At 75.2% G+C, this 21302-nt stretch carries 20 protein-coding genes and 2 tRNA genes; 7 read left to right on the plus strand and 15 right to left on the minus strand.

Going from position 1 to position 21302, the window contains the following annotated elements; translation table 11 throughout:
* The first annotated feature begins 53 nt into the window (after positions 1-53).
* Both GY42_RS01940 and GY42_RS01945 read left to right on the plus strand, forming a co-directional pair.
* Positions 54-1202 (plus strand): PP2C family protein-serine/threonine phosphatase, encoded by a 1149-nt coding sequence (locus GY42_RS01940; protein ID WP_052748170.1) that lies wholly within the window; start codon positions 54-56, stop codon positions 1200-1202.
* On the plus strand, positions 1199-1582 hold the full coding sequence (locus GY42_RS01945; protein ID WP_046528032.1) for an MGMT family protein: 384 nt from the start codon (positions 1199-1201) through the stop codon (positions 1580-1582). The genes GY42_RS01940 and GY42_RS01945 overlap by 4 nt, the downstream gene beginning before the upstream one ends.
* A gap of 39 nt (positions 1583-1621) precedes the next feature.
* Here GY42_RS01945 and GY42_RS01950 read toward each other — a convergent pair whose 3' ends face one another.
* The 13 genes from GY42_RS01950 to GY42_RS02015 form a co-directional block, all read right to left on the minus strand.
* Entirely contained in the window at positions 1622-2107 is a 486-nt protein-coding gene (locus tag GY42_RS01950) for a CoA-binding protein (RefSeq protein ID WP_046528033.1), read from the minus strand.
* Positions 2104-3447 carry an O-acetylhomoserine aminocarboxypropyltransferase/cysteine synthase family protein gene (locus GY42_RS01955; RefSeq protein WP_046528034.1) on the minus strand — a complete coding sequence of 448 codons (1344 nt, stop codon included), beginning with the start codon at positions 3445-3447 and terminating at the stop codon, positions 2104-2106. The genes GY42_RS01950 and GY42_RS01955 overlap by 4 nt, the downstream gene beginning before the upstream one ends.
* 61 nt (positions 3448-3508) lie before the next feature.
* On the minus strand, positions 3509-5542 hold the full coding sequence (acs, locus tag GY42_RS01960; protein WP_046528035.1) for an acetate--CoA ligase: 2034 nt from the start codon (positions 5540-5542) through the stop codon (positions 3509-3511).
* The gene (locus tag GY42_RS01965; protein WP_082131322.1) at positions 5539-6441 is read right to left on the minus strand and encodes an ABC transporter permease; all 903 of its coding nucleotides are present in this window, start codon (positions 6439-6441) and stop codon (positions 5539-5541) included. Before GY42_RS01965 ends, acs begins: the two co-directional genes overlap by 4 nt.
* Before the next feature lie 77 nt (positions 6442-6518).
* The gene (locus GY42_RS01970) at positions 6519-7559 is read right to left on the minus strand and encodes an aliphatic sulfonate ABC transporter substrate-binding protein (protein WP_046528036.1); all 1041 of its coding nucleotides are present in this window, start codon (positions 7557-7559) and stop codon (positions 6519-6521) included.
* A 69-nt stretch (positions 7560-7628) separates the two neighbouring features.
* The gene (locus tag GY42_RS01975; protein WP_046528037.1) at positions 7629-8477 is read right to left on the minus strand and encodes an ABC transporter ATP-binding protein; all 849 of its coding nucleotides are present in this window, start codon (positions 8475-8477) and stop codon (positions 7629-7631) included.
* A gap of 311 nt (positions 8478-8788) precedes the next feature.
* Entirely contained in the window at positions 8789-10714 is a 1926-nt protein-coding gene (locus GY42_RS01985) for an acyltransferase family protein (RefSeq protein ID WP_052748171.1), read from the minus strand.
* A gap of 66 nt (positions 10715-10780) precedes the next feature.
* The gene (locus GY42_RS01990) at positions 10781-11866 is read right to left on the minus strand and encodes an LLM class F420-dependent oxidoreductase (RefSeq protein WP_046528039.1); all 1086 of its coding nucleotides are present in this window, start codon (positions 11864-11866) and stop codon (positions 10781-10783) included.
* A 77-nt stretch (positions 11867-11943) separates the two neighbouring features.
* Positions 11944-12936 carry a DUF1648 domain-containing protein gene (locus tag GY42_RS01995; protein ID WP_046528040.1) on the minus strand — a complete coding sequence of 331 codons (993 nt, stop codon included), beginning with the start codon at positions 12934-12936 and terminating at the stop codon, positions 11944-11946.
* Positions 12933-13286 (minus strand): GntR family transcriptional regulator, encoded by a 354-nt coding sequence (locus tag GY42_RS02000; protein WP_046528041.1) that lies wholly within the window; start codon positions 13284-13286, stop codon positions 12933-12935. Before GY42_RS02000 ends, GY42_RS01995 begins: the two co-directional genes overlap by 4 nt.
* A 95-nt stretch (positions 13287-13381) precedes the next feature.
* A complete protein-coding gene (epsC, locus tag GY42_RS02005) occupies positions 13382-13966 on the minus strand; it encodes a serine O-acetyltransferase EpsC (protein WP_046528042.1) in 585 nt (194 codons plus the stop codon).
* Between the two features lie 88 nt (positions 13967-14054).
* Entirely contained in the window at positions 14055-14990 is a 936-nt protein-coding gene (gene cysK / locus GY42_RS02010) for a cysteine synthase A (protein WP_046528043.1), read from the minus strand.
* 514 nt (positions 14991-15504) lie between these two features.
* Positions 15505-16158, minus strand: coding sequence for an SGNH/GDSL hydrolase family protein (locus tag GY42_RS02015; protein ID WP_175578554.1), 654 nt, complete (start codon positions 16156-16158; stop codon positions 15505-15507).
* Between the two features lie 272 nt (positions 16159-16430).
* Between GY42_RS02015 and GY42_RS02020 the strand changes: the two genes are divergently transcribed.
* Together GY42_RS02020 and GY42_RS02025 are read left to right on the plus strand one after the other, a co-directional pair.
* Positions 16431-16504, plus strand: a tRNA-Pro gene (locus tag GY42_RS02020).
* A 136-nt stretch (positions 16505-16640) separates the two neighbouring features.
* Positions 16641-17096 (plus strand): iron chaperone, encoded by a 456-nt coding sequence (locus GY42_RS02025; RefSeq protein ID WP_046528044.1) that lies wholly within the window; start codon positions 16641-16643, stop codon positions 17094-17096.
* Positions 17097-17166: 70 nt separating this feature from the next.
* On the opposite strand, the gene GY42_RS02030 is transcribed toward GY42_RS02025, so the two are convergent.
* Positions 17167-17640 (minus strand): hypothetical protein, encoded by a 474-nt coding sequence (locus GY42_RS02030; RefSeq protein WP_046528045.1) that lies wholly within the window; start codon positions 17638-17640, stop codon positions 17167-17169.
* A gap of 148 nt (positions 17641-17788) precedes the next feature.
* A tRNA-Gly gene (locus GY42_RS02035) sits at positions 17789-17859 on the minus strand.
* Between the two features lie 308 nt (positions 17860-18167).
* On the opposite strand from GY42_RS02035, the gene tig reads away from it, so the two are divergent.
* The 3 genes from tig to GY42_RS02050 all read left to right on the plus strand — a co-directional run bounded on the left by tig (position 18168) and on the right by GY42_RS02050 (position 21160).
* Positions 18168-19520 carry a trigger factor gene (gene tig / locus GY42_RS02040; RefSeq protein WP_046528046.1) on the plus strand — a complete coding sequence of 451 codons (1353 nt, stop codon included), beginning with the start codon at positions 18168-18170 and terminating at the stop codon, positions 19518-19520.
* A 279-nt stretch (positions 19521-19799) separates the two neighbouring features.
* Entirely contained in the window at positions 19800-20420 is a 621-nt protein-coding gene (locus GY42_RS02045) for an ATP-dependent Clp protease proteolytic subunit (RefSeq protein WP_046528047.1), read from the plus strand.
* Between the two features lie 41 nt (positions 20421-20461).
* Positions 20462-21160, plus strand: coding sequence for an ATP-dependent Clp protease proteolytic subunit (locus GY42_RS02050; protein ID WP_046528048.1), 699 nt, complete (start codon positions 20462-20464; stop codon positions 21158-21160).
* Positions 21161-21302 lie beyond the last annotated feature (142 nt).

Raw genomic sequence — 21302 nt, forward strand, 5'->3', positions numbered from 1 at the left:
GGGTCGTGCACGGGGATTCCTGCAGGTCGCACCCCCGCCCTACGCTCGTGCGCATGACGGCCTCACCGTTCGGCGCACGCGGCGGCTGGGCCTGGCGCGTGCTCGCGGGCTGGGCCGCCGGGCCGCAGGCGTTCGTGGGTGCCGCGCTCGTGCTGCTGGGCGTGCTGTACGGCGGTGCGGTCGCGTGGCGGCCCGGGTGGTTCCCGCCGTCCGGGTTCGTGCTGCTCATGCTCGTCGGCGCGTTCGTGCTGCGGTGGCGCGCGCTGCTCGCGCTCGTGGGGGTCGTGCTCGCGCTGACGGTCGTGCTCGTGCTGGCCGCCGTGCCGGGGATCGAGCCGGGCCCGGTGGTCGTGGTGCTGCTGGCCTGCGGCGCGGTCGTCACGTTCGGGTACGAGCGCGAGCAGCTGGGCCTGCAGGGCGCGCCGAGCGCGCTGATGCTCGTGGACCTGCGCGACCGGCTCGCCGCGGGTGGCCGGCTGCCCGCGCTGCCGCCGCGCTGGCAGGTGGGTGCCGACGTCCGCTCGGCGCACGGCGCGGCGTTCTCGGGCGACTTCGTCGTGGCGCGGCGTCGTGACGACCGACCGGCCGGCGACCCGTCGGCCCGCGACGCACCCGACCGCGGGTCCGCGGGCGCCGCGCCGGGCGACGGCGCGCTCGAGGTCGTGCTCGTCGACGTCTCGGGCAAGGGGCAGGCCGCCGGCGTGCGGGCGCTGCAGCTGCAGGGGGCGTTCGGCGGCCTGCTGGGCGCGCTGCCGCCCGAGCGGTTCCTGCCCGCGGCCAACGCCTACCTGCTCGCGCAGGCGTGGGACGAGGGCTTCGCGACGGCGGTGCACGTGTGGGTCGACCTCGCGACGGGCCGCTACCGCGTCGCGAGCGCGGGGCACCCGCCGCCCGCGCGGCTGCACGCCGGCTCGGGGCGCATCGACGTGCTCGACCTGCCGCCCGGCGTCGCGCTCGGTGTGCTCGCGGACGCGGAGCCGGGCGTCAGCACGGGTGTCCTGGCGGCCGGCGACGCGCTCGTGCTGTACACCGACGGCATCGTCGAGGCGCCCGGGCGTGACATCGAGCAGGGCGTCGACCGGCTGCTGGGCGTGGTCGAGGCGGCCGTCGCGGCGCGGCCGGGCAGCGCGCAGGAGGTGCTCGCGGGCGTGCGTGCGGCCGACGACGACGACCGCGCGGTCGTCGTGCTGCGACGCCGATGAGCGCGCGCGGGCCACGCGTCGGGCGCGAGCCGCGGGACGGGGGAGGTGCGCCCGACGAGCCGGACTACGTCGAGGAGGTGCACGCGCTGGTCGCGACCGTCCCGGCGGGGCGTGTCATGACGTACGGGCTGGTCGCGGAGGTGCTCGCCGACCGCGCGCTCGCGGCCGGCCGCCCCGTCCGCGGCGGTCCGCGGCAGGTCGGCCGGGCGATGGCGCACGGCGGCGACGTGCCGTGGTGGCGCGTCGTCAACGCGTCGGGGCAGCCGCCGCCGCACCACCTCGTGCGCGCGCTCGCGCACCTGCGTGCCGAGGGCACGCCGCTGACGCCCGACGGGCAGCGCGTGCGGGTGCGTCAGGCGGTGTGGTTCCCGGAGACGTGAGCCCGGGCCCCGCGCCCCGGCCGGGGCGCGGGGCGGCGCTCAGCCGAGCGCGCGGCGCGAGGAGATGACGCCCGTGTCGAACCCCGCGAGGTGCAGACCGCCGTGGAACCGCGCGTGCTCGATCTTCACGCAGCGGTCCATGACGACGTGCAGCCTGGCGGCCTCGCCGCGGTGCGCGACGTCCTCGTGCCACGAGCCGAGCTGCAGCCACAGCGTCCGGGCGCCGACCGCGACGGTCTCGTCGAGGACCGTCGGCAGGTCGTCGTGGCGGCGGAACACGTCGACCAGGTCGGGGACCACGGGCAGCGCGTCGAGCGACGGGTACACGGGCCGCCCGAGGATCTCGTCGGCGCGCGGGTTGACGAAGTACACGTCGTACGGCGAGCTCGACAGCAGGTACGTCGAGACGAAGTACGACGCGCGGGCCGGGTTCGCCGACGCCCCGACGATCGCGATCGAGCGCGTGCCGCGCAGGATCGACAGCCGCTCGGGCGCGCTCGGGCCCTGCCAGGTGCGGGCGGTCATCGTGCGTCCTCCGTCGTCGTGGCGGCACCCTCGCGCGTCGTGCCCGTGGCCGCCGTGAGCGCCTGGTCGAGGTCCCACAGGATGTCCTCGACGTCCTCGATGCCCACGCTGATGCGCACGAGGTCCTCCGGCACGCCCGCGGCCTCGAGCTGCTCGGCCGACAGCTGCTGGTGCGTCGTCGAGCCCGGGTGGATCACGAGCGTGCGGGCGTCGCCGACGTTGGCGAGGTGGCTCGCGAGCTGCACCGACTCGATGAACCGGCGGCCCACCTCGCGGCCGGGCACGTCGCCCGCGGGCGCCACCCGGAACGCGAAGACCGACCCGGGGCCGAGCGGCAGGTAGCGCTGCGCACGCTCGTGGTGCGGGTGCGACGGCAGCCCCGCCCACAGCACGTGCGCGATGCGCGGGTCCTCCTCGAGCCACTGCGCGACCGTGCGCGCGTTCGCGAGGTGCGCGTCGAGGCGCTGCGGGAGCGTCTCGACGCCCTGCAGCAGCTGGAAGGCCGACTGCGGCGACAGCGCCGGGCCGATGTCGCGCAGCTGCTCGGAGCGCAGCTTGGTGAGGAACCCGTACTCGCCGAAGTTCTCCCACCACCGCACGCCGCCGTAGGACGCGACCGGCTCGGTCATCGTGGGGAACCGGCCGTTGCCCCAGTCGAAGCGCCCCGACTCGACGACGACGCCGCCGAGCGTCGTGCCGTGCCCGCCCAGGAACTTGGTCGCCGAGTGGATCACGATGTCGGCGCCGTGCTCGATGGGCCGCACCAGGTACGGGGTCGACAGCGTCGCGTCGACGACCAGCGGGACGCCCGCCGCGTGCGCGACCTCCGCGAGCCCGGCGAGGTCGGCGACCTCGCCCGACGGGTTCGCGACGACCTCGGTGTACACGGCCTTGGTCTCGGGTCGGATCGCAGCGGCGTAGTCGGCCGGGTCGGTGCCGGGCACGAACGTCGTCTCGACGCCGAACCGGCGCAGCGTGACGTCGAGCTGCGTGACCGTCCCGCCGTACAGCTGCGCCGAGGCGACGAGGTGGTCGCCCGCGCCGGCGAGGGCCGCGAACACCAGGAACTCGGCCGCCATGCCGGACGCGGTCGCGACCGCGCCGATCCCGCCCTCGAGCGACGCGATGCGCTCCTCGAACGCCGCGACGGTCGGGTTGCCGATGCGCGAGTAGATGTTGCCGTACTTCTGCAGCGCGAACAGGTTCGCGGCGTCCGTGGTGTCGTCGAATACGAACGACGTCGTCTGGTAGATCGGCACGGCGCGCGCGCCCGTGGTGGCGTCGGGGATGCCGCCGGCGTGCAGCGCGCGGGTGCGGAAGCCGAAGCGGTGCTCGCTCACGGTGCTCCTGTCGGGTGGGGGACGGGGGTGCGGGGGACGCGCGGGGCGCGGGGGTGCGGGCTCACCGCGGCAGGCCCGCCGCGACGAGCGCACCGACCTGCTCGACCGCCCACGGGTTCTGCAGCGACGTCGTGTCGCCGAGCGTCGTGCCCTCGACGAGCTGCGCGAGCAGGCGCCGCATGATCTTGCCCGAGCGGGTCTTGGGGACCTCGGGCACGACCAGCACGTGGCGCGGGCGGGCGACGGGGCCGATCTCGTGCGCGACGTGCGCGCGCAGCTCGTCGCGCAGCGCGTGCGTCGCGGCGAGCCACGCGTCGACGTCGTCGACCGACCCGGGTGCGGCGCTCGGCACGACGAACGCCGCGATCGCCTGGCCCGTGACCGGGTCGCTGACGCCCGCGACGCCGGCCTCGCCGACGGCGGGGTGCGCGACGAGTGCCGACTCGACCTCGATGGTCGACAGGCGGTGCCCCGAGACGTTGATGACGTCGTCGATACGACCGAGCAGCCACACGTACCGGTCCTCGTCGTACGACGCGCCGTCGCCCGCGAGGAAGTACCCGCCGTGCTCGCCGTGCCCGGCGAACCGCCGCCAGTACGCGTCGAGGTAGCGCTGCGGGTCGCGCCACACGGTGCGCGCCATGCCGGGCCAGGGGCGCGTGACGACGAGGAACCCGCCCTGCCCGGGCGCGACCTCGGCACCGTCCTCGTCGACGACCTTCGCCGCGACGCCGGGCAGCGGGCGCGTGGCCGAGCCGGGCTTGAGCGTCGTGACGCCGGGGACCGGCGCAATCATCGCGGCACCCGTCTCCGACTGCCACCACGTGTCGACCACGGGGGCCTCGTCGCGGCCGAACGTGCGGCGGAACCACACCCACGCCTCGGGGTTGATCGCCTCGCCGACCGTGCCCAGCAGGCGGATGCTCGACAGGTCGTGCCCGCCGGGCAGGTCGTCGCCGAACCACGTCATGAACGTGCGGATGAGCGTCGGGGCCGTGTAGTACGTCGTGACGCCGTAGCGCTCGACGACCTCGAGGTGGCGCTCGCGGTGCGGCGTGTCGGGCGTGCCCTCGTAGATGACCTGGGTGACGCCGTTGGCGAGCGGCCCGTAGATCTCGTACGTGTGCGCCGTGACCCACGCGAGGTCGGCGGTGCACCAGTGCACGTCGTCGTCCTTGACGTCGAACACGGCCCAGTGGGACCACGCGGCGTGCGTGAGGTACCCGCCCGAGGTGTGGACCAGCCCCTTGGGCCTGCCCGTGGTGCCCGAGGTGTAGATGACGAACAGCGGGTGCTCGGCGTCGAACGACGCGGCCTCGTGGACGTCGGGCTGGCGCTCGACCACGTCGTGCCACCAGACGTCGCGCCCGGGCGTCCACGCGACGTCCTGGCCCGTGCGGCGCACGACGAGCACGTGCTCGACGTGGTCGAGCCCGGCGACGGCCTCGTCGGCGGCGGACTTGACCTCGACGGCGGCGCCGCGGCGGAACTGCCCGTCGCTCGTGACGAGCACCTTCGCCTCGGTGTCCTGCACCCGGAACCGCACGGCCTCGGCCGAGAACCCGCCGAACACGAGCGAGTGCACCGCGCCGATCCGCGCGATCGCGAGCGTCACGACGACGGTCTCGGCGATCACCGGCAGGTAGACCACGACGCGGTCGCCGGGGCCGACGCCGAGCTCGGTGAGCGCGTGCGCGGCCTGCGCGACCTCGCGCTGCAGCTGCGCGTAGGTGATCGACCGGCGGTCGCCGCGCTCGCCCTCGACGTGCAGCGCGACCTTGTCGCCGCGGCCCTCCTCGACGTGCCGGTCCACGCAGTTGACCGCGACGTTGAGGCGGCCGCCGACGAACCAGCGCGCCTCCGGGACCGTGAGCTCGTCCTCGGCCCCGCCGGGCACGGGCACGGGCGGGGCCCACGTGTGCGCGGTGTGCCACGGCTCGTCCCAGCGCAGGCGCCGCGCGGCCTCCTCCCAGAACGCGACCGGGTCGGCGTCGGCGCGGGCCCAGTCCTCGGGCCGCACGTTCGAGGTCGCCGCGAGGCCGGCGGGGGCGGGGTAGGTGCGCGTCTCGGTCTGCAGCGCGGTGAGCGTGGTCACGCGAACCTCCGCAGCAGCTGCTTCTCGGCGACGGCGAGCACCGAGTCGGTGAGCTTGCCGATGACCGCGAGCAGCACGATGGCGAGCAGGATCCGGTCGACCCGTCCGTTGTTCTGCGAGTCGGTGAGCAGGAAGCCCAGACCCATCGAGGACGCGATGAGCTCGGCCGCGACGAGGAAGAGCCACGCCTGCGCGAGCCCGAGCCGCAGCCCGGACATCACCGAGGGCAGCACGGCGGGCAGCTGCACCGAGCGGAAGAGCCCGGCCCCGCGCAGGCCGAACGCGCGCCCCGCCTCGACGAGGTGCGGGTCGACGTGGCGCAGTGCCGCCGCGACCGTCGTGTAGACCGGGAAGAACGCCCCGATCGCGATGAGCGTGACCTTCGAGTCCTCGCCGATCTTCATCCAGAGGATGAGCAGCGGGACCCACGCGAGCGACGGCACGGCGCGCAGCGCGGCGAGCGTCGGGGCGAGCAGCACGTCGCCCGCGCGCGACAGGCCCACGAGCGCGGCGACGACGAGCGCGACGAGCGCACCCACCGCGAACCCGATCACGACGCGCTGCACCGAGATGGCGACGTGCGTGCCGAGCTCGCCGCGCTGCTGCAGGTCGACCGCCGCCGCCCACACCGACGCCGGGCTCGGCAGCTGGTACGGCGCGACCAGCCCGGCGCTCGTCACGTACTGCCAGGCTGCGAGGAGCAGCGCGGGCAGCAGCGCCCCGCCGACCACACGGGTCGCGCGCCGCGGCCAGAACCCCGACGACGCGGCGCGCGCGGGCCCGCCGTCGTGGGGGTTGAGCGCGCGGTGCGGGCGGCCGGCCGCGTCGGCGACGGGTCCGGTGCCGGGGGAGCCGGGGACGGTCACGAGGACCGGGGCCGCGGTCGGTGCGTCGGGCATGGGGTCTCCTGGGGGACGAGGAGCGGTGCGGAGGGTGGCGCCCGCCCGGGCGTGCCGGGCGGGCGCCGGGGTGGTCGTCAGCCCGCGACGTTCGCGGGGTCGGCCTTCTCGGCGAACGTCGGCTCGAACAGCTCGTCGAGCGCGGTGTCGATGGTCTTCTGGTCGGCGACGTCGCCCGACTCGACGAAGATCGGGCCGACGACCTCGAGGACCTGGCGCTGCGCCTCGCCCGGCACGGGGTCGATCGCGAGGTTGGTGCGCTCGACGATCACCTTCTGCGCCACGGCCGGGTCGATGCCGGCGACCTCGGCGAGGATCTCGACGACCTTCTCGGGGTTCTCCTGCGCCCACGCGCGCGCCTTCTCGTACGCGTCGACGACGACCTGCGCGACGTCGGGGCTCGCGTCGAGGAAGTCCTGCGTCGCGTTGAGGAAGCCGTACGTGTTGAAGTCGATGTTGCGGTAGATCAGGCGCGTGCCCGACTCGGCCTCGCTCGCGGCCATGATCGGGTCGAGGCCCGACCACGCGGCGACCGACCCCTGCTCGAGCGCGGTGCGGCCGTCGGCGTGCTGCAGGTTCTGCACCTCGACCTGGTCGAGCGGCACGCCGGCCGCCTCGAGGGACTGCAGCAGGAAGAAGTACGGGTCGGTGCCCTTGGTCGCGGCCACGGACTTCCCGGCCAGGTCGGCCACCGACGTGATGTCGGAGTCGGCGGGCACGACGATCGCCGCCCACTCGGGCTGGGAGTAGATGTCGATCGTGCGGATCGGCGAGCCGTTGGAGCGCGCGAGCAGCGCGGCCGAGCCCGCGGTCGAGCCGACGTCGACGGCGCCCGCGCGCAGCGCCTCGTTCGCCTTGTTCGAGCCGGCCGACTGCACCCAGTTCACGGTGACGTCGTCGCCGAACGTCTCCTCGAGCCAGCCCTGGTCCTTGATGACCAGGCTCAGCGGGTTGTAGGTCGCGAAGTCGATGTCGAGCGTGTCGGTGCTCCAGGCGCTGCCCTCGGCGGGCGTGCCGGCGGCGGCGGGAGCGGTGCCCTCACCGGCGACGCAGCCGGTCAGCGCCAGGGCGGTCGCGAGGGCCAGCGCGGTGGCGGAGACGGCGGTGCGGATGCTCATCGTCGGTTCTCATCTCGGGGGGAGCGGGGCCGGGGCCGGCCGGGTGGGCGGTGCGGTGGGGGTGGTGGGTCAGATGGAGTGGTGCGCGTCGGGGTCGCCCGGCGCGACGTGGTGCGTCGCGACGCCGAGGCCCTCGAGAAGCTCGGCGCGCAGCTCGGCGAGCTGGTGGTCGGCGCGGTCGCGCGGGCGCGTGCCGGGCACGTCGATGACGCGCGCGACGCTCGGCGTGCCCTCGGGGCACCGCGCGAGGTTGCGCAGCAGCAGCACGCGGTCGGCGAGGTACAGGGCCTCCTCGACGTCGTGCGTGACGAGCAGCACGGTCGTGGGCTCGGCCGCGTGGACGTCGAGCAGCAGGTCCTGCATGCGCAGTCGGGTGAGGGCGTCCAGGGCGCCGAACGGCTCGTCGAGCAGCAGCACGCCGGGGTTGCGGGCCAGGGCCCGGGCGAGCGACGCACGCTGCGCCATGCCGCCCGACACCTGCCGCGGACGCAGCCCGGCGGACTCCTCGAGGCCGACGAGCCGCAGCAGCTCGGCCACGCGCTCGCGCCCGGCGTCCTTCGGCGTGCCGCGGGGGAGCCCGAGCGCGACGTTGCCCGTCAGGCTGCGCCAGGGCAGCAGGCGCGGCTCCTGGAACGCGACGGCCGTGCGGCGGTCGACGCCCGTGACGGGCGTGCCGTCGAGCAGGATGCGCCCCGCGTCGGGCGTGTCGAGTCCGCTGACCTGGCGCAGCAGCGTCGACTTGCCGCACCCCGAGGGGCCGACGAGCGCGACGATCTCACCGGCGTGCAGCTCGACGTCCAGGCCGTGCAGCACCGTGCGGGTGCCGGCGGGGGTGGCGAACGTGCGGCGCACCGTCTCGAGCGTGACGGCGTGCGCGCCGCGCCGTGCCGTGGGCTCGGCCGTGGGGGTGGGGGTCATGGGGGACGTCCGTGGGGTTCGGGCGTGGACGTCCGGCCGGGGTGCCGGGCGGCCACGGAGGGCGGGCACCGGCGGGGCGACCCGTGAGCGGGTCGGCGGGCTGAGGGGTCAGCGAGGGCCGGTGCGGGGCTGCATGACGCAGCACGGGCAACAGCGGCACATCGGCGACGCGACGACGAGGGGGTGGGCGAGGGTCATCGCGGGCCTCCTGGTCGTCGTCGTGCGGTCCCGGTGTCGTCTCATTTAGTGAGACTCGGTGACCACGTTTCAGACAGACTGTAGCGGCAGCCCTCGCACGGGGGCAACGCGTCTCATCCGCGCGGCTGGATCTCCTGCCACAGCCAGTCCGCGTACCCCTGGCGTCCGCCGTTCTCGCGCAGGTGGATCCCGTCGTCGTAGAACCACTCGGGGTGCGCGTCGCCCTGCGCCTTCCAGTCCAGCAGGTGCGCGTGCGGGTACTCCGCCACCACGCGCGCGAACAGCTCGTTGTCGTACTGCTCCCACGGGCGCGGGACCCGCACGTTCACGACGAAGACGCGGCGGTCCCGCGTGGCGTCCAGCAGCCGCCGCAGGTCGTCCTCGGCGACCGGTCCGTTCGTGCCCCCGTGCACGACGACCGTGTGCCCGAGCGTCCCCGCGGCCGCCGCGTCGAGGACGAGGTCCGTCATCGTCCCCATCTGGCGCGAGACGGCCGCGTCGGCGGGGACGCCGTGCGCCGCGAGCTCGGCCGCGGCGCCCAGCATCACCGAGTCGCCGTACGCGGAGACCGTGCCCACCTCCTCGGGCGGCGGCGCGGGCGCCGTCGGCTGGGCGGCAGGCGCCGCCGCGTCCGGCGCCGGCGTCGCGTCGGGTGCCGGCTGCTGCGCGGGGTCCGGGGGAGGCGTCACGTCCTGCGCCGGCACGGCGGCGCCGATCACCGACGCGGCACCCGTCGGTGCCGCCGGCGTCCGCGCGACGGCGACGCCGAGCGTGCCGACGAGCAGCACCGCGGCCGTCACCCCGCCGGCGGCGCCCACCAGCGCGCGCCGCCGCTGCGGACCCGGCGTCCGGGCGCGGCGCACCAGGCGCCCGAGCGCGCCGCGGCGCACCGGCTGCTCCACCCAGCGGTACGACGCCTCCGCCAGCACGAGCGTGACGGCCACCCGCAGCGCGTCCTCGAGCGGACCCGGGAGCGACAGGTCCTGCTCGGGCCGCAGCAGCGTGAGCACCGGCCAGTGCCACAGGTAGATCGCGTACGACCGCTCGCCCAGCCAGCGCAAGGGCTGACGGCCCAGCGCGCGCCCGAGCATCCCGGCGGGGTCGGCGGCCGCACCGACCAGCACGAGCGCGAGCGCCGCGAACGCGAGGAACCCGCCGCGGTAGAGCGTCGTCGAGTACTCGTCGACGAGCACCACGCAGGCCAGCACGCCGACCAGGGCGACGGCGCCCAGCACGTCGGCGACCCCGGCCTCGAAGCGCCGGACGGGGTCGCCGCGCTCGGTGCGCCACGTCACCCCCGACGTCCACGTCCGCCACGGCCGCCACACGGTCGCCGCGGCCACGCCCAGCAGGAGTCCCGCCGCGCGCGTGTCCGTGCCGACGTACACGCGGGTGGGGTCCTGCGGCACGGGCATGCCCCCGCGCAGCGCGAGCACGGCCATCCACAGGGCCGACACGAGTGCGAGCACGGCCGCGACGCGGCCGGCCCGCACGCGCCCCACCCGCAGCAGCAGCAGCGCGAACAGCGGCATCACGAGGTAGAACTGGCCCTCGACCGCGAGGGTCCACAGGTGCTGCAGCAGCGGCGGGCGCCCCGTCAGCTCGAAGTACGTGCGGTCGGCGGCGACCTGCCACCAGTTCGTCGTGTAGGTCAGCGCCGCGAGCAGGTCGCCCCGCAGCGTCGTGAGCGTGTCCCGCACCACGAGCCCGGCCCCCGCGACCGCCACGAGCAGCACCAGCGGCGCCGGCACGAGGCGCCGCACGCGGCGCACCAGGAAGCGCCCGGTGCGGAAGCCGCCGGTCGACTCGACCTCGTCGAGCACGAGCGTCCCCACGAGGAACCCCGACAGCACCAGGAACACGTCGACGCCGAGGAACCCGCCGCGCGCCCACGGCAGCCCCAGGTGGTACAGGAGCACCGCGACGACCGCGATCGCGCGGACCCCGTCGAGCCCGGGCAGGTGCGGCAGGCGCCGTGGCGTCCCGGTCGGCGTGGGCCGGGTCGGGGGTCGCTGCGCGACCTGCTCGACGACTGCCATGCGACCCCTGTCCGACGTTCCTGCGCTGCGACCGCGCGCCCGGGGGAGGGTGCGCCGCGCGCCAGGTTAGGCCGGTGCGGCGTCGCGACGTCCCCCTGCGTCGCCGTCGTGACCAGGATCACCCCACAGCGCCGCGATCCGCGGCAGGGCACGCGGGTCGGTCTGCGCCAGGACGGTCGTGACGGCCGTGGCGCGCCACGCCGGGAGCTGCGCGCGCACGTCGTCCTCGGTCCCGACGAGCGCGACGTCGGTGACCAGCTCGGTCGGCACGGCGGCCGCGGCGCGCTCGCGGTCGCCCGCGAGGTAGTGCGCCTGGATCTCGTCGCAGGCCTCGCGGTAGCCGAGCCGGTCGAGCACGTCGCGGTGGAAGTTCGCGCCCTTGGCGCCCATGCCCCCGGCGTACAACGCGATGAACGGTCGCACCGCGTCGGCGGCCTCCTCGACGCTCGGCGCGAGCACGACCGGGACGGTCGCGACGACCTCGAACTGCTCGGGCGGACGCAGCCGCGGCGAGCGCTTCGCGAACCCGTCGGCCAGCAGCTCGCGGTACGTCGCGTCCATGCGGGGCGAGTAGAACAGCGGCAGCCAGCCGTCGGCGATCTCGGCCGACATCGCGACGTTCTTCGGACCCTCGGCCGCGAGGTGGATCGGCAGGTCGGCGCGCAGCGGGTGCACGGTCGAGCGCAGCGCCTTGCCCAGGCCGGCGCCCTGGTCGGCGGGCAGGGGCAGGCGGTAGAACGCGCCGTCGTACGTCACGGGCGCCTCGCGCGCGAGCACCTGCCGCACGACGTCGACGTACTCGCGCGTGCGGGCCAGGGGCCGCGGGTACGGCTGCCCGTACCAGCCCTCGACGACCTGCGGGCCCGACGCGCCGAGCCCCAGCACGAACCGCCCGCCGGACAGGTGGTCGAGCGTGAGCGCGGCCATCGCCGCCGCGGTCGGGGTGCGGGCCGAGAGCTGCGCGATCGCGGTGCCGAGACGCACCCGGCGCGTCGACGCACCCCACCAGGCGAGCGGTGTGAGGGCGTCCGAGCCGTACGCCTCGGCGGTCCAGACGGAGTCGAGCCCGAGCTCGTCGGCCGCGCGCACCGCGTCCGCCGCGCCCGGGGGCGGCCCGGCCGACCAGTAACCCGTGTGGTACCCGAGGCGCATGCGCTGCTCCGTTCGTCGCCGTCGACGTCGCGCCGTCCGGCGCGCGCCCGACGTTACCGGCCGGTACGCGCCGAGCGTCACCCGGCGGTGGCGCTCCGTGCGCGGTCGGCGAGCGTGTTGAGCAGGCTCGCCGCGCGGGCGGCGTCGTCCACGGTCACGACGTTCACGCGACCGCCCGTGCGCTCGACCTCGATCGCCTCGCCGCGGCGCAGCACGACCCCGACGCGGCCGTCCTGCCCGACGCGGTAGCCCCACCCGCCGAACTCCCCGAGCGGGTCGACGGTGACCGCGCGTGCGGCGACCACCTCGTCGAGCGGGACGTGCAGCGTCGGCCAGCCGAGCGGCGAGCGCGCCACCAGGCCGCGGCCGTCGACGCTCACGCGCAGCACGAACATGGCCGCGGCGAGCGCGAGCAGCGCGGCGGGCACGAGCAGCATCGCGGGCGTGCGGAGCCCGATCGCGAGTCCGGCCGTGGTCAGCGCCGCGACGCCGCCCGCGACGAGCGCCGCGCGGCTCGTCACCGTGCTCGACCACGCGGCGCGCTCGGTCGCGCCGAGGTCCGCGCGCGGCGCCGTCGGGTCGACGGGCGCGGTCGTGGGCTGGTGCGGCGTGCGCGGCACGACGAGCGCCACGACCACGCCGACCGCGAGCGCGACGCCGAGCGCGAGCCCGATCGTCGGGCCGACGCCGGGCGCGGCCGCGGCGTCGGCGAGGTCCAGCTGGCCGTGCAGCGTGCCGAGCGTCGTCGCCGACAGGAACGCGGCCGTGCCGCACGCGAAGCCGGCGGAGACGCGTCGCGTCGACGTGTCCCGACCGAGCCAGAACGCGAGCGCCCACATGCCGACGGCGAGCAGCCCGCCGACCACCAGGGGGACCGCGAGCAGAGACGCGGGCGACCCGAACCCGTCGGGGACGTCCGCGCCCGACCAGTGGGTCGCGACCGGGTCGGGGAGCCGCGGCGCCCAGGCGCGGGCCACGAGGACGGTCGCCGCGAGCACGCCGAACGGCACGACCAGCGCGGTGACGGTGGTCGCGAGCCGGTGGGGCGGGCGGGGTCGGGGCGTGGTCATCGCAGGGCCTCCTTGACGAGGGTCGTGACGGTCTCGGGTGCGACGTGCAGGCGCCGCGCGGTCGCGACGAGGGCGTCGACCGCGGCGTGCAGCTCGGTGAGGTCGGCCGCGCGGTGGCCCGTGACGACGGCGCCGCGGCCGCGGCGCAGGTCGACCAGGCCCTCGTCGCGCAGGCCCTGGTAGGCGTGCAGCACGGTGTGCAGGTTGATCTCGAGCGACGCCGCGAGCTCGCGCGCGGCGGGCAGGCGCGTGCCGGGCGGCGCGTCGCCGCGCGCGACGGCGGCGCGGATCTGGCCCGCGAGCTGCGCGTACAGCGGCTCGTCGGAGGCGGTGTCGATGCGGAGGAGCACGCCCCCAGGGTAGCGCAATGTTTGATAACAACTAGAACAAGAGTGCGCTAGGGAACCCTGGCGCGGCACGGCGCAGCGGCGGTGCCGACGTCGGGTCAGATGTAGATCGCGGGGTCGTCGACCTCGGCGTCGAACGGCGCCGCGGCAGGCCGACGCCGCACCTTCGCGGGCACGCCCACCGCGACCGCACCCGCGGGCACGTCGGTGATGACGACCGCGTTCGCGCCGACCTGCGCGTCGTCGCCCACCCACACGGGGCCGAGGATCTTGGCGCCCGCGCCGACCACGACCCGGTCGCCGAGCGTGGGGTGGCGCTTGCCGCGCTTCATGGACTTGCCGCCCAGCGTCGAGCCGTGGAACAGCACGACGTCGTCGCCGACCTCGGCGGTCTCGCCGATCACGACGCCCATGCCGTGGTCGATGAACAGCCGCTCGCCCAGGCGTGCGCCGGGGTGGATCTCGACGCCCGTGAGCGCACGCGCGACCTGCGACACCAGCCGTGCGGGCAGCCGCAGCGGCGGCACCTGCCACATGCGGTGGGCCAGCCGGTACACCCAGATCGCGTGCACGCCCGGGTAGGCCAGCGCGACCTCGAGCAGCGAGCGCGCCGCGGGGTCGTGCCGGTGCGCCGCCTGCAGGTCGTCGCGCAGGACGCGCAGGAAGTCGGCGAGCGGGCGCATGGGGTGCTCCGTGGGGCGGTGGGGACGGGTGGTGGGTCCGACGCCGACGCGCCCGGCCGCGGTGGCGGCCGGGCGCGTCGGACCGGTGTCAGTCGAGCAGGTCGGCGTAGAGCACCGAGGACAGGTAGCGCTCGCCGAACGACGGGATGATCGCGACGATCAGCTTGCCCGCGTTCTCGGGGCGCTGCGCGAGCAGCGTCGCGGCGTGCAGCGCGGCGCCCGACGAGATGCCCACGAGCAGGCCCTCCTCGCGCGCGGCGCGGCGCGCGACCGCGACGGCCGTCTCGGCGTCGACGTCGATGATCTCGTCGTAGACGTTCGTGTCGAGGATCTCGGGCACGAAGTTCGCGCCGATGCCCTGGATCTTGTGCGGGCCGGGTGCGCCGCCGTTGAGGATCGGCGACTCGGCGGGCTCGACGCCGACGATCTGCACGCCCGGCTTGCGCTCCTTGAGCACCTGCCCGACGCCCGTGATCGTGCCGCCCGTGCCGATGCCGGCCACGACGATGTCGACCTCGCCGTCGGTGTCGGCCCAGATCTCCTCGGCCGTCGTGCGGCGGTGCACCTCGGGGTTCGCCTCGTTGGCGAACTGCCGCGCGAGGATCGCGCCCGGACGCTCGGCGACGATCTCGTTGGCGCGGTTGACCGCGCCCTTCATGCCCTCCGAGCCCGGCGTGAGGATGAGCTCGGCGCCGAACGCGCGCAGCAGCGCACGCCGCTCCTTCGACATCGTCTCGGGCATCGTGAGGACGACGTCGTAGCCGCGGGCCGCGCCGACGAACGCGAGCGCGATGCCCGTGTTGCCGCTGGTCGCCTCGACGATCGTGCCGCCCGGCTTGAGCTCGCCCGACCGCTCGGCCGCGTCGATGATCGCGACGCCGATGCGGTCCTTCACCGAGTTGGCCGGGTTGTAGAACTCGAGCTTGCCGACGACGGTCGCGGGAGCGCCGTCCGTGATCTTGTTGATGCGGACCAGCGGGGTGCTGCCGACGAGCGCGGTGGCGTCCTCGTAGATGCGTGCCATGGTTCCTCTTCGGTCGGTGCCGGGCCCGTCGCGGGCCGGCAGGGCGGGGGATGAGGTGCGGGTGCGCCGCGGTCGCCGCGCACCGGTGGTGCTGGAGGGGGAGCAGTCCGGGGGACGTCTCCGGGGCGAGCGCTGGGCGAGGGTGCACCGGTGCGGTGCGCGCACGTCATGCGTGCGCCGAGCGGCCAGCGCTCTACCGACAGCGACAACACGTGCACGCCACGCAGGCGCGCTGGACGGGGGCAACGGCGGCGGTCGGCACGCGCATCGCTCTCCTCGTCCGGGGCCCCGCCGCGCGGCGGGCCGTCTGCACGGGCGTCGGCCCGTGGTCGAGCCGACGCTAGCGTCAACACGCGACGCCGCGCAAAGGTTCCCGTGAGACGTGTGTCCGTGATGCGGACGGCACGACGGCGCCGGTGCGACGGGCCGTCGACCGGCGCCGCGCGTGCGCGCGATCGCCTCCGGTCGGCGCCCGCAGGCCGTCCGGTCTCGCGGCGTCGGCCGCGTTCTTCGCTCAGCGGGCGGCGAGCCCCACGGCGTCGAGCCACGCCTCGGCGAGCAGGCCGTGCCCGGCAGGGGTCGGGTGCACGCCGTCGAACGCCCACCGCTCGGGCGACGTGCGTGCCGCGGCCGCCGCGAACAGCCCGTCGGCGGGCACGAGCGTGGCGCCGACCTCACCCGCGAGCCGCCGCACGACGTGGATGCGCGGGTCGAGGTCCTCGCGCCACGCGTGCTCGACGGGCGGCACGGGCAGCAGGAACGGCTCGATCAGCACGAGCCGCGCGTCGAGCCGTTCACGGGTCGCGTCGAGGATCGCGCGGTAGTGCTCCTCGTACTCGTCGACCGACGTCGGCGTGCCCGCGTCGTAGCGGCGCCACGTGTCGTTGACCCCGACGAGGATCGACACGACCGTCGGCTCCAGGTCGAGCGCGTCGGCGGTCCAGCGCTCGCGCAGCTGCCGCGTGGTGTTGCCGCCGATGCCCCGGTTGAGGAACGTCAGCCCCAGGTCCGGCCGCCGCGCACCGGCCAGCGCCGCGACGATCCCGGCGTACCCGTGCCCGAGGCCCCACGGCGAGTCCGGCTGGTCGCGGTCGCGCCCCCAGTCGGTGATCGAGTCGCCGGTCAGGAGCACGCGGTCGCCGCTGCGCAGCAGTGTCGTCGTCGTCACCGGGCGATCCCACCACGCCGCGCACGCGCCGCGAAAGCGCGCCCCGCCCTGCACGCCACCCGTCGGACCACACCCGCCCGCCCGTGTCCCCTCCCCGCGCACCTCCTCTCACCGCGACGGACAGCGCCGCGGTCGACGGACACCGGCACGCCGCTGTCCGTCGCGCCGTGACGCTGTCCGCCGCGGCGGCGCCCGCCGGGGAAGGTCGGGAGACGGGGGAGCGAGGGGCGCCGGTAGGGTGTGCGTGCCGTGCCGCCCCGTGCGCACGAGCGCGGGGTGTGGCGCAGGTTGGTAGCGCGTCCGCTTTGGGAGCGGAAGGTCGTGGGTTCGAATCCCGCCACCCCGACGGTCGACGTCGGTCGCCACGCCGGTCGCCCCGGCACGTCGGCTGCGCACGGGTCTCGTCAGGATCCGAGAAGCGCGCCCTCGCACGTCGTCCCTAGCCTCGGTGCCGACGACACCCACCGAGCGAGGAGCGCGACATGGTCACGAGGGCGACCGACACGGAGGCCGACGGCTTCACGGCCGAGGAGCGCGCGGCGATGAAGGAGCGCGCGGCCGAGCTGCGCGCGCAGAAGGGCCGCCGTGGCGCCGCCGACAAGGCGGCAGCCGCCGAGGCCGACGCGCTGGAGAAGATCGCGGAGATGCCCGAGGCGGACCGCGTGATCGCCGAGCGCGTGCACGCGATCGTGCGCGAGCACGCGCCGGGGCTCGCGCCGCGGACCTGGTACGGCCAGCCCGCCTACGCCAGGGACGGTCAGGTGGTGTGCTTCTTCCAGGCGGCGTCGAAGTTCGGCACGCGCTACGCGACGCTCGGCTTCAACGAGTCCGCCGCGCTCGACGACGGTGCGATGTGGCCGACGGCGTTCGCGATCGCCGAGCTGACCGACGACGTCGTCGAGCGCGTGACCGAGCTGGTCCGGCGCGCCGCCGGCTGACGGTCGGGGACGGCCGCCGCCGCGCCCGCGTCGCACCGGCTCACGCCGGCCCGGGGCGCGTCGGGCCGGCTCAGGCCGGCTCGCGGACGGGGACCAGCAGCTCGAGCTGGTGGTGCCCCAGCACCCGCGCGGCGGCCGGGGAGGTCGTCACGCGGAAAGCCACGGGGCGTCCGGCGGACTCGTCGAGGTCGAACGGAGACGCCTCGACCCACGTGCGCAGCTCGCGCAGCACCCGCTCTCCGTCGGCGTCGTCGCCGTCGCGCGCGACCCCGGCGGCGTACAGCCCCCCGGCGAACCGCTCGACGGCCCAGCCCGCGTCGGTGACGTCCTCGCCCGGCGCGAGCAGCCAGGACCACACGAGCGCTCCGTCGCCGCCGTCCTGCCACATGAGGTCGCGCGGCGCGAGCGCGAGCGGGTCGGTGCGCGCCGAGAACCACGCGTCGAAGCGCGCGAGGGTCGCACCCGGGGCGAACGGGTCGGGGTCAGGGGTCGGGCCGGTCGTGGCGACGCGGCCCGCGGGCAGCTCGATCACGCGGACGTGCACGGACGCCTCCTCGGTAGCGGGTGCGCCCAGGTTCCCGAGGGGCGGCGGGGAGTGCGAGGATCGGAGGTCCCGGGTGCGTCCTCGCGCCGGGCGCCGGGCGAGGACGCACGACGGGCCGTGGGGAGCCCCCGTCCGGCCCGTGCTGCGGAGCGGACGACGGGAATCGAACCCGCGTAGCCAGTTTGGAAGACTGGGGCTCTACCATTGAGCTACGTCCGCACGCGCCCGGCGCTGACCGGGCGGCGCAGCAAGGTTACCGGGTCCGGCCGGGTCCGCGGCCCGCGACGACGTGCGGCCCCGACGATCGGTGCGGCGCGGCCCGCTTTGGCGGTCCGTCCCGCTGGTGCCGTAGCATCGAGGGTCGCGCGTCCGCGCTCCCGGGTGCCTGCACGACGCCGCCCCCCGGGCGGCCGTCGCGGTGCTGCCGGGGGCCGCCGTGCGCGGACCCCGCGACCCGTCGCGGACCAGATCGTGCCACTCCGTCGGACCAGCCGGCGCCCGGCCATGACCAGTTGGAGACCATCGAAGTGAAGAGCGCCGTCGAGACCCTGGAGCCCACCAAGGTCAAGCTGTCCGTCGAGGTGTCGTACGACGAGCTCAAGCCGAGCATCGAGCACGCGTACCAGCACATCGCCGAGCAGGTGACGGTGCCGGGCTTCCGCAAGGGCAAGGTGCCGCCGCGCATCATCGACCAGCGGGTCGGTCGCCCGGCCGTCATCGAGCACGCCGTCAACGAGGGCCTGTCGGGCTTCTACGCCGACGCGGTGCGCGAGAACGAGCTGCGCCCCATGGGCCAGCCCGAGGTCGAGGTCACCAAGGTCCCCGGACTCGTCGCGGGCGACGAGGGCGAGCTGCACTTCACGGCCGAGGTCGAGGTCCGCCCCGAGATCACGCTGCCCGCGCTCGACGGCCTGACCCTCACGGTCGACGACGTCGAGGTCAGCGACGAGGACGTCGACGCGCGCCTCGACGCGCTGCGCGAGCGCTTCGGCTCGCTCGTGGGTGTCGACCGCCCGGCGCAGGAGGGTGACTTCGTCGTCATCGACCTCGCCGCGACGATCGGCGACGAGCAGGTCGACCAGGTCTCCGGCACGAGCTACCAGATCGGCTCGGGCAACATGCTCGAGGGCCTCGACGAGGCGCTCACGGGCCTGTCGGCCGGCGAGACGACGTCGTTCGAGACCGAGCTCGTGGGCGGCGAGCGTCAGGGCGAGAAGGCGACCGTGACCGTGACGGCCACGGGCGTGAAGGAGCGCCAGCTCCCCGAGGTCGACGACGAGTTCGCGCAGCTCGCGAGCGAGTTCGACACGATCGACGAGCTCAAGGCGGACCTGCGCGAGCAGGCCGCGCGCATCAAGGCGTCGAACCAGGCCGTGCAGGCCCGCGACCTGCTGGTCGAGAAGCTCACGTCCGAGGTCGAGATCCCCGTCCCGGCGGGCGTCGTCGAGGCCGAGGTGCACCGTCACCTCGAGTCCGAGGGTCGCCTCGAGGACGACGAGCACCGCGCCGAGGTCACCGAGCAGGCGCAGACCGCGCTGCGCAACCAGATCCTGCTCGACACGCTCGCCGAGCAGCTCGACGTCAAGGTCAGCCAGAGCGAGCTGCTCGACTACCTCGTGAGCGCGTCGCGCCAGTACGGCATGGACCCGAACACGTTCATCCAGACCGTCGACCAGCAGGGCCAGATCCCCGCGATGGTCGCCGAGGTCGCGCGCTCCAAGGCGCTCGCGCTCTCGCTGCGCCAGGTGTCGGTCGTCGACGGCTCGGGGGCCGCGGTGGACCTCTCGGAGTTCATCGGCTCCGACGAGGAGGACGCCGCCGTCGAGCAGGCCGAGCAGGCCGAGGCCGCGCAGGACGACGCCGCGGACGAGCAGGCCTGACGCTCCGCGCACGCACGGCCGACGGCCCCGCGACACCCCCGGGTGGCGCGGGGCCGTCGCCGTCCCCGCCCGCGGCGACGGCCCGCCGCGGGGTCGGGGCGCGACCTGCGCGCAGCCTGCGCGCACCCGCGGACGGCGGCGCTGCGCCGACAGCGAAACGGCGCGTCGCCAGGACATGGGCGGGTGCGCACGGGCGTTAGGGTCACAGCAACGCGCGGCCGGTGGGGCACCCGACGGGTCCCGCCGCCGCGTCAGACGTAGCCAGACGAGGGAGCCTTCGTGAACGAGCAGGTGCCGGCCCTGGCCCGGGCAGATTCTCCGGGCCTCGGGCTCAACGATTCCATCTACAACCGACTGCTGCGCGAGCGGATCATCTGGCTCGGCTCGGAGGTCCGCGACGAGAACGCCAACGCCATCTGCGCGCAGATGATGCTGCTGGCGGCCGAGGACCCCGACAAGGACATCTGGCTGTACATCAACTCGCCGGGCGGGTCGATCACCGCCGGCATGGCGATCTACGACACGATGCAGTACATCAAGCCGGACGTCGCGACCATCGCGATGGGCATGGCCGCCTCGATGGGGCAGTTCCTGCTCTCGTCGGGCGCCAAGGGCAAGCGCTACGCGACGCCCCACGCCCGCGTGATGATGCACCAGCCCTCGGGCGGCATCGGCGGCACGGCCACCGACGTGCGCATCAACGCTCAGCTGATCCTGCACATGAAGAAGGTGCTGGCCGAGCTGATCGCCGAGCAGACCGGCAAGTCCGTCGAGCAGATCAACGCCGACTCGGACCGCGACCGCTGGTTCACGGCGCCCGAGGCGCTCGAGTACGGCTTCATCGACCACGTGGTCACCAGCAGCCACTCGGTCGCCGGCGGCGGCGGGACCGCGGCCTGACGGCCGCGGCGACGCGCACAGAACCAGCGAGGAGAACCTTCGTGAGCATGGAGTCCCAGTTCATCGCCCGCGCCGGCCGGTTGGCCGGCGGCACGGCGCCCGCCTCGCCGTCCGGCCGCTACGTGCTGCCGCAGTTCGAGGAGCGGACCGCCTACGGCTTCAAGCGCCAGGACCCGTACACCAAGCTGTTCGAGGACCGCATCATCTTCCTCGGCGTGCAGGTCGACGACGCGTCCGCGGACGACGTCATGGCGCAGCTGCTCGTGCTCGAGTCCACGGACCCGGACCGCGACATCACGCTGTACATCAACTCGCCCGGCGGCTCGTTCACGGCCCTCACGGCGATCTACGACACGATGCAGTACATCAAGCCGCACATCGCGACCGTCTGCCTCGGGCAAGCGGCCTCGGCCGCGGCCGTGCTGCTCGCGGCCGGCTCGCCCGGCAAGCGCCTGGCGCTGCCGAACGCGCGCGTGCTGATCCACCAGCCCGCGATGGAGGGCGGCGGCTACGCGCAGGCCTCCGACATCGAGATCCACGCCAACGAGCTCATCCGCATCCGCGAGTGGCTCGAGCAGGCGCTGGCCCAGCACACGGGCCGCTCGGTCGAGCAGGTCGCGCAGGACATCGAGCGCGACAAGATCCTCACCGCGGCGCAGGCCAAGGAGTACGGGATCGTCGACCAGGTGCTCGAGAGCCGCAAGGGCGTGCACCCGACGGTCGTCCAGCCGTCGTCCTGACGTCCGACCCTGTCGGCCCCGGTCCCGTCCGCTCGGGACGGCACCGGGGCCGACGCAACCCGGCGCGACTGCGCCATCCGTGCGAACCGGACGTGCGTCGCGGCGTGTTCGGGGCGACACGCCGCGACCCGCCAGCGGAGTT

The organism is Cellulomonas sp. FA1, from assembly GCF_000986825.1.
GTDB lineage: Bacteria > Actinomycetota > Actinomycetes > Actinomycetales > Cellulomonadaceae > Cellulomonas > Cellulomonas iranensis.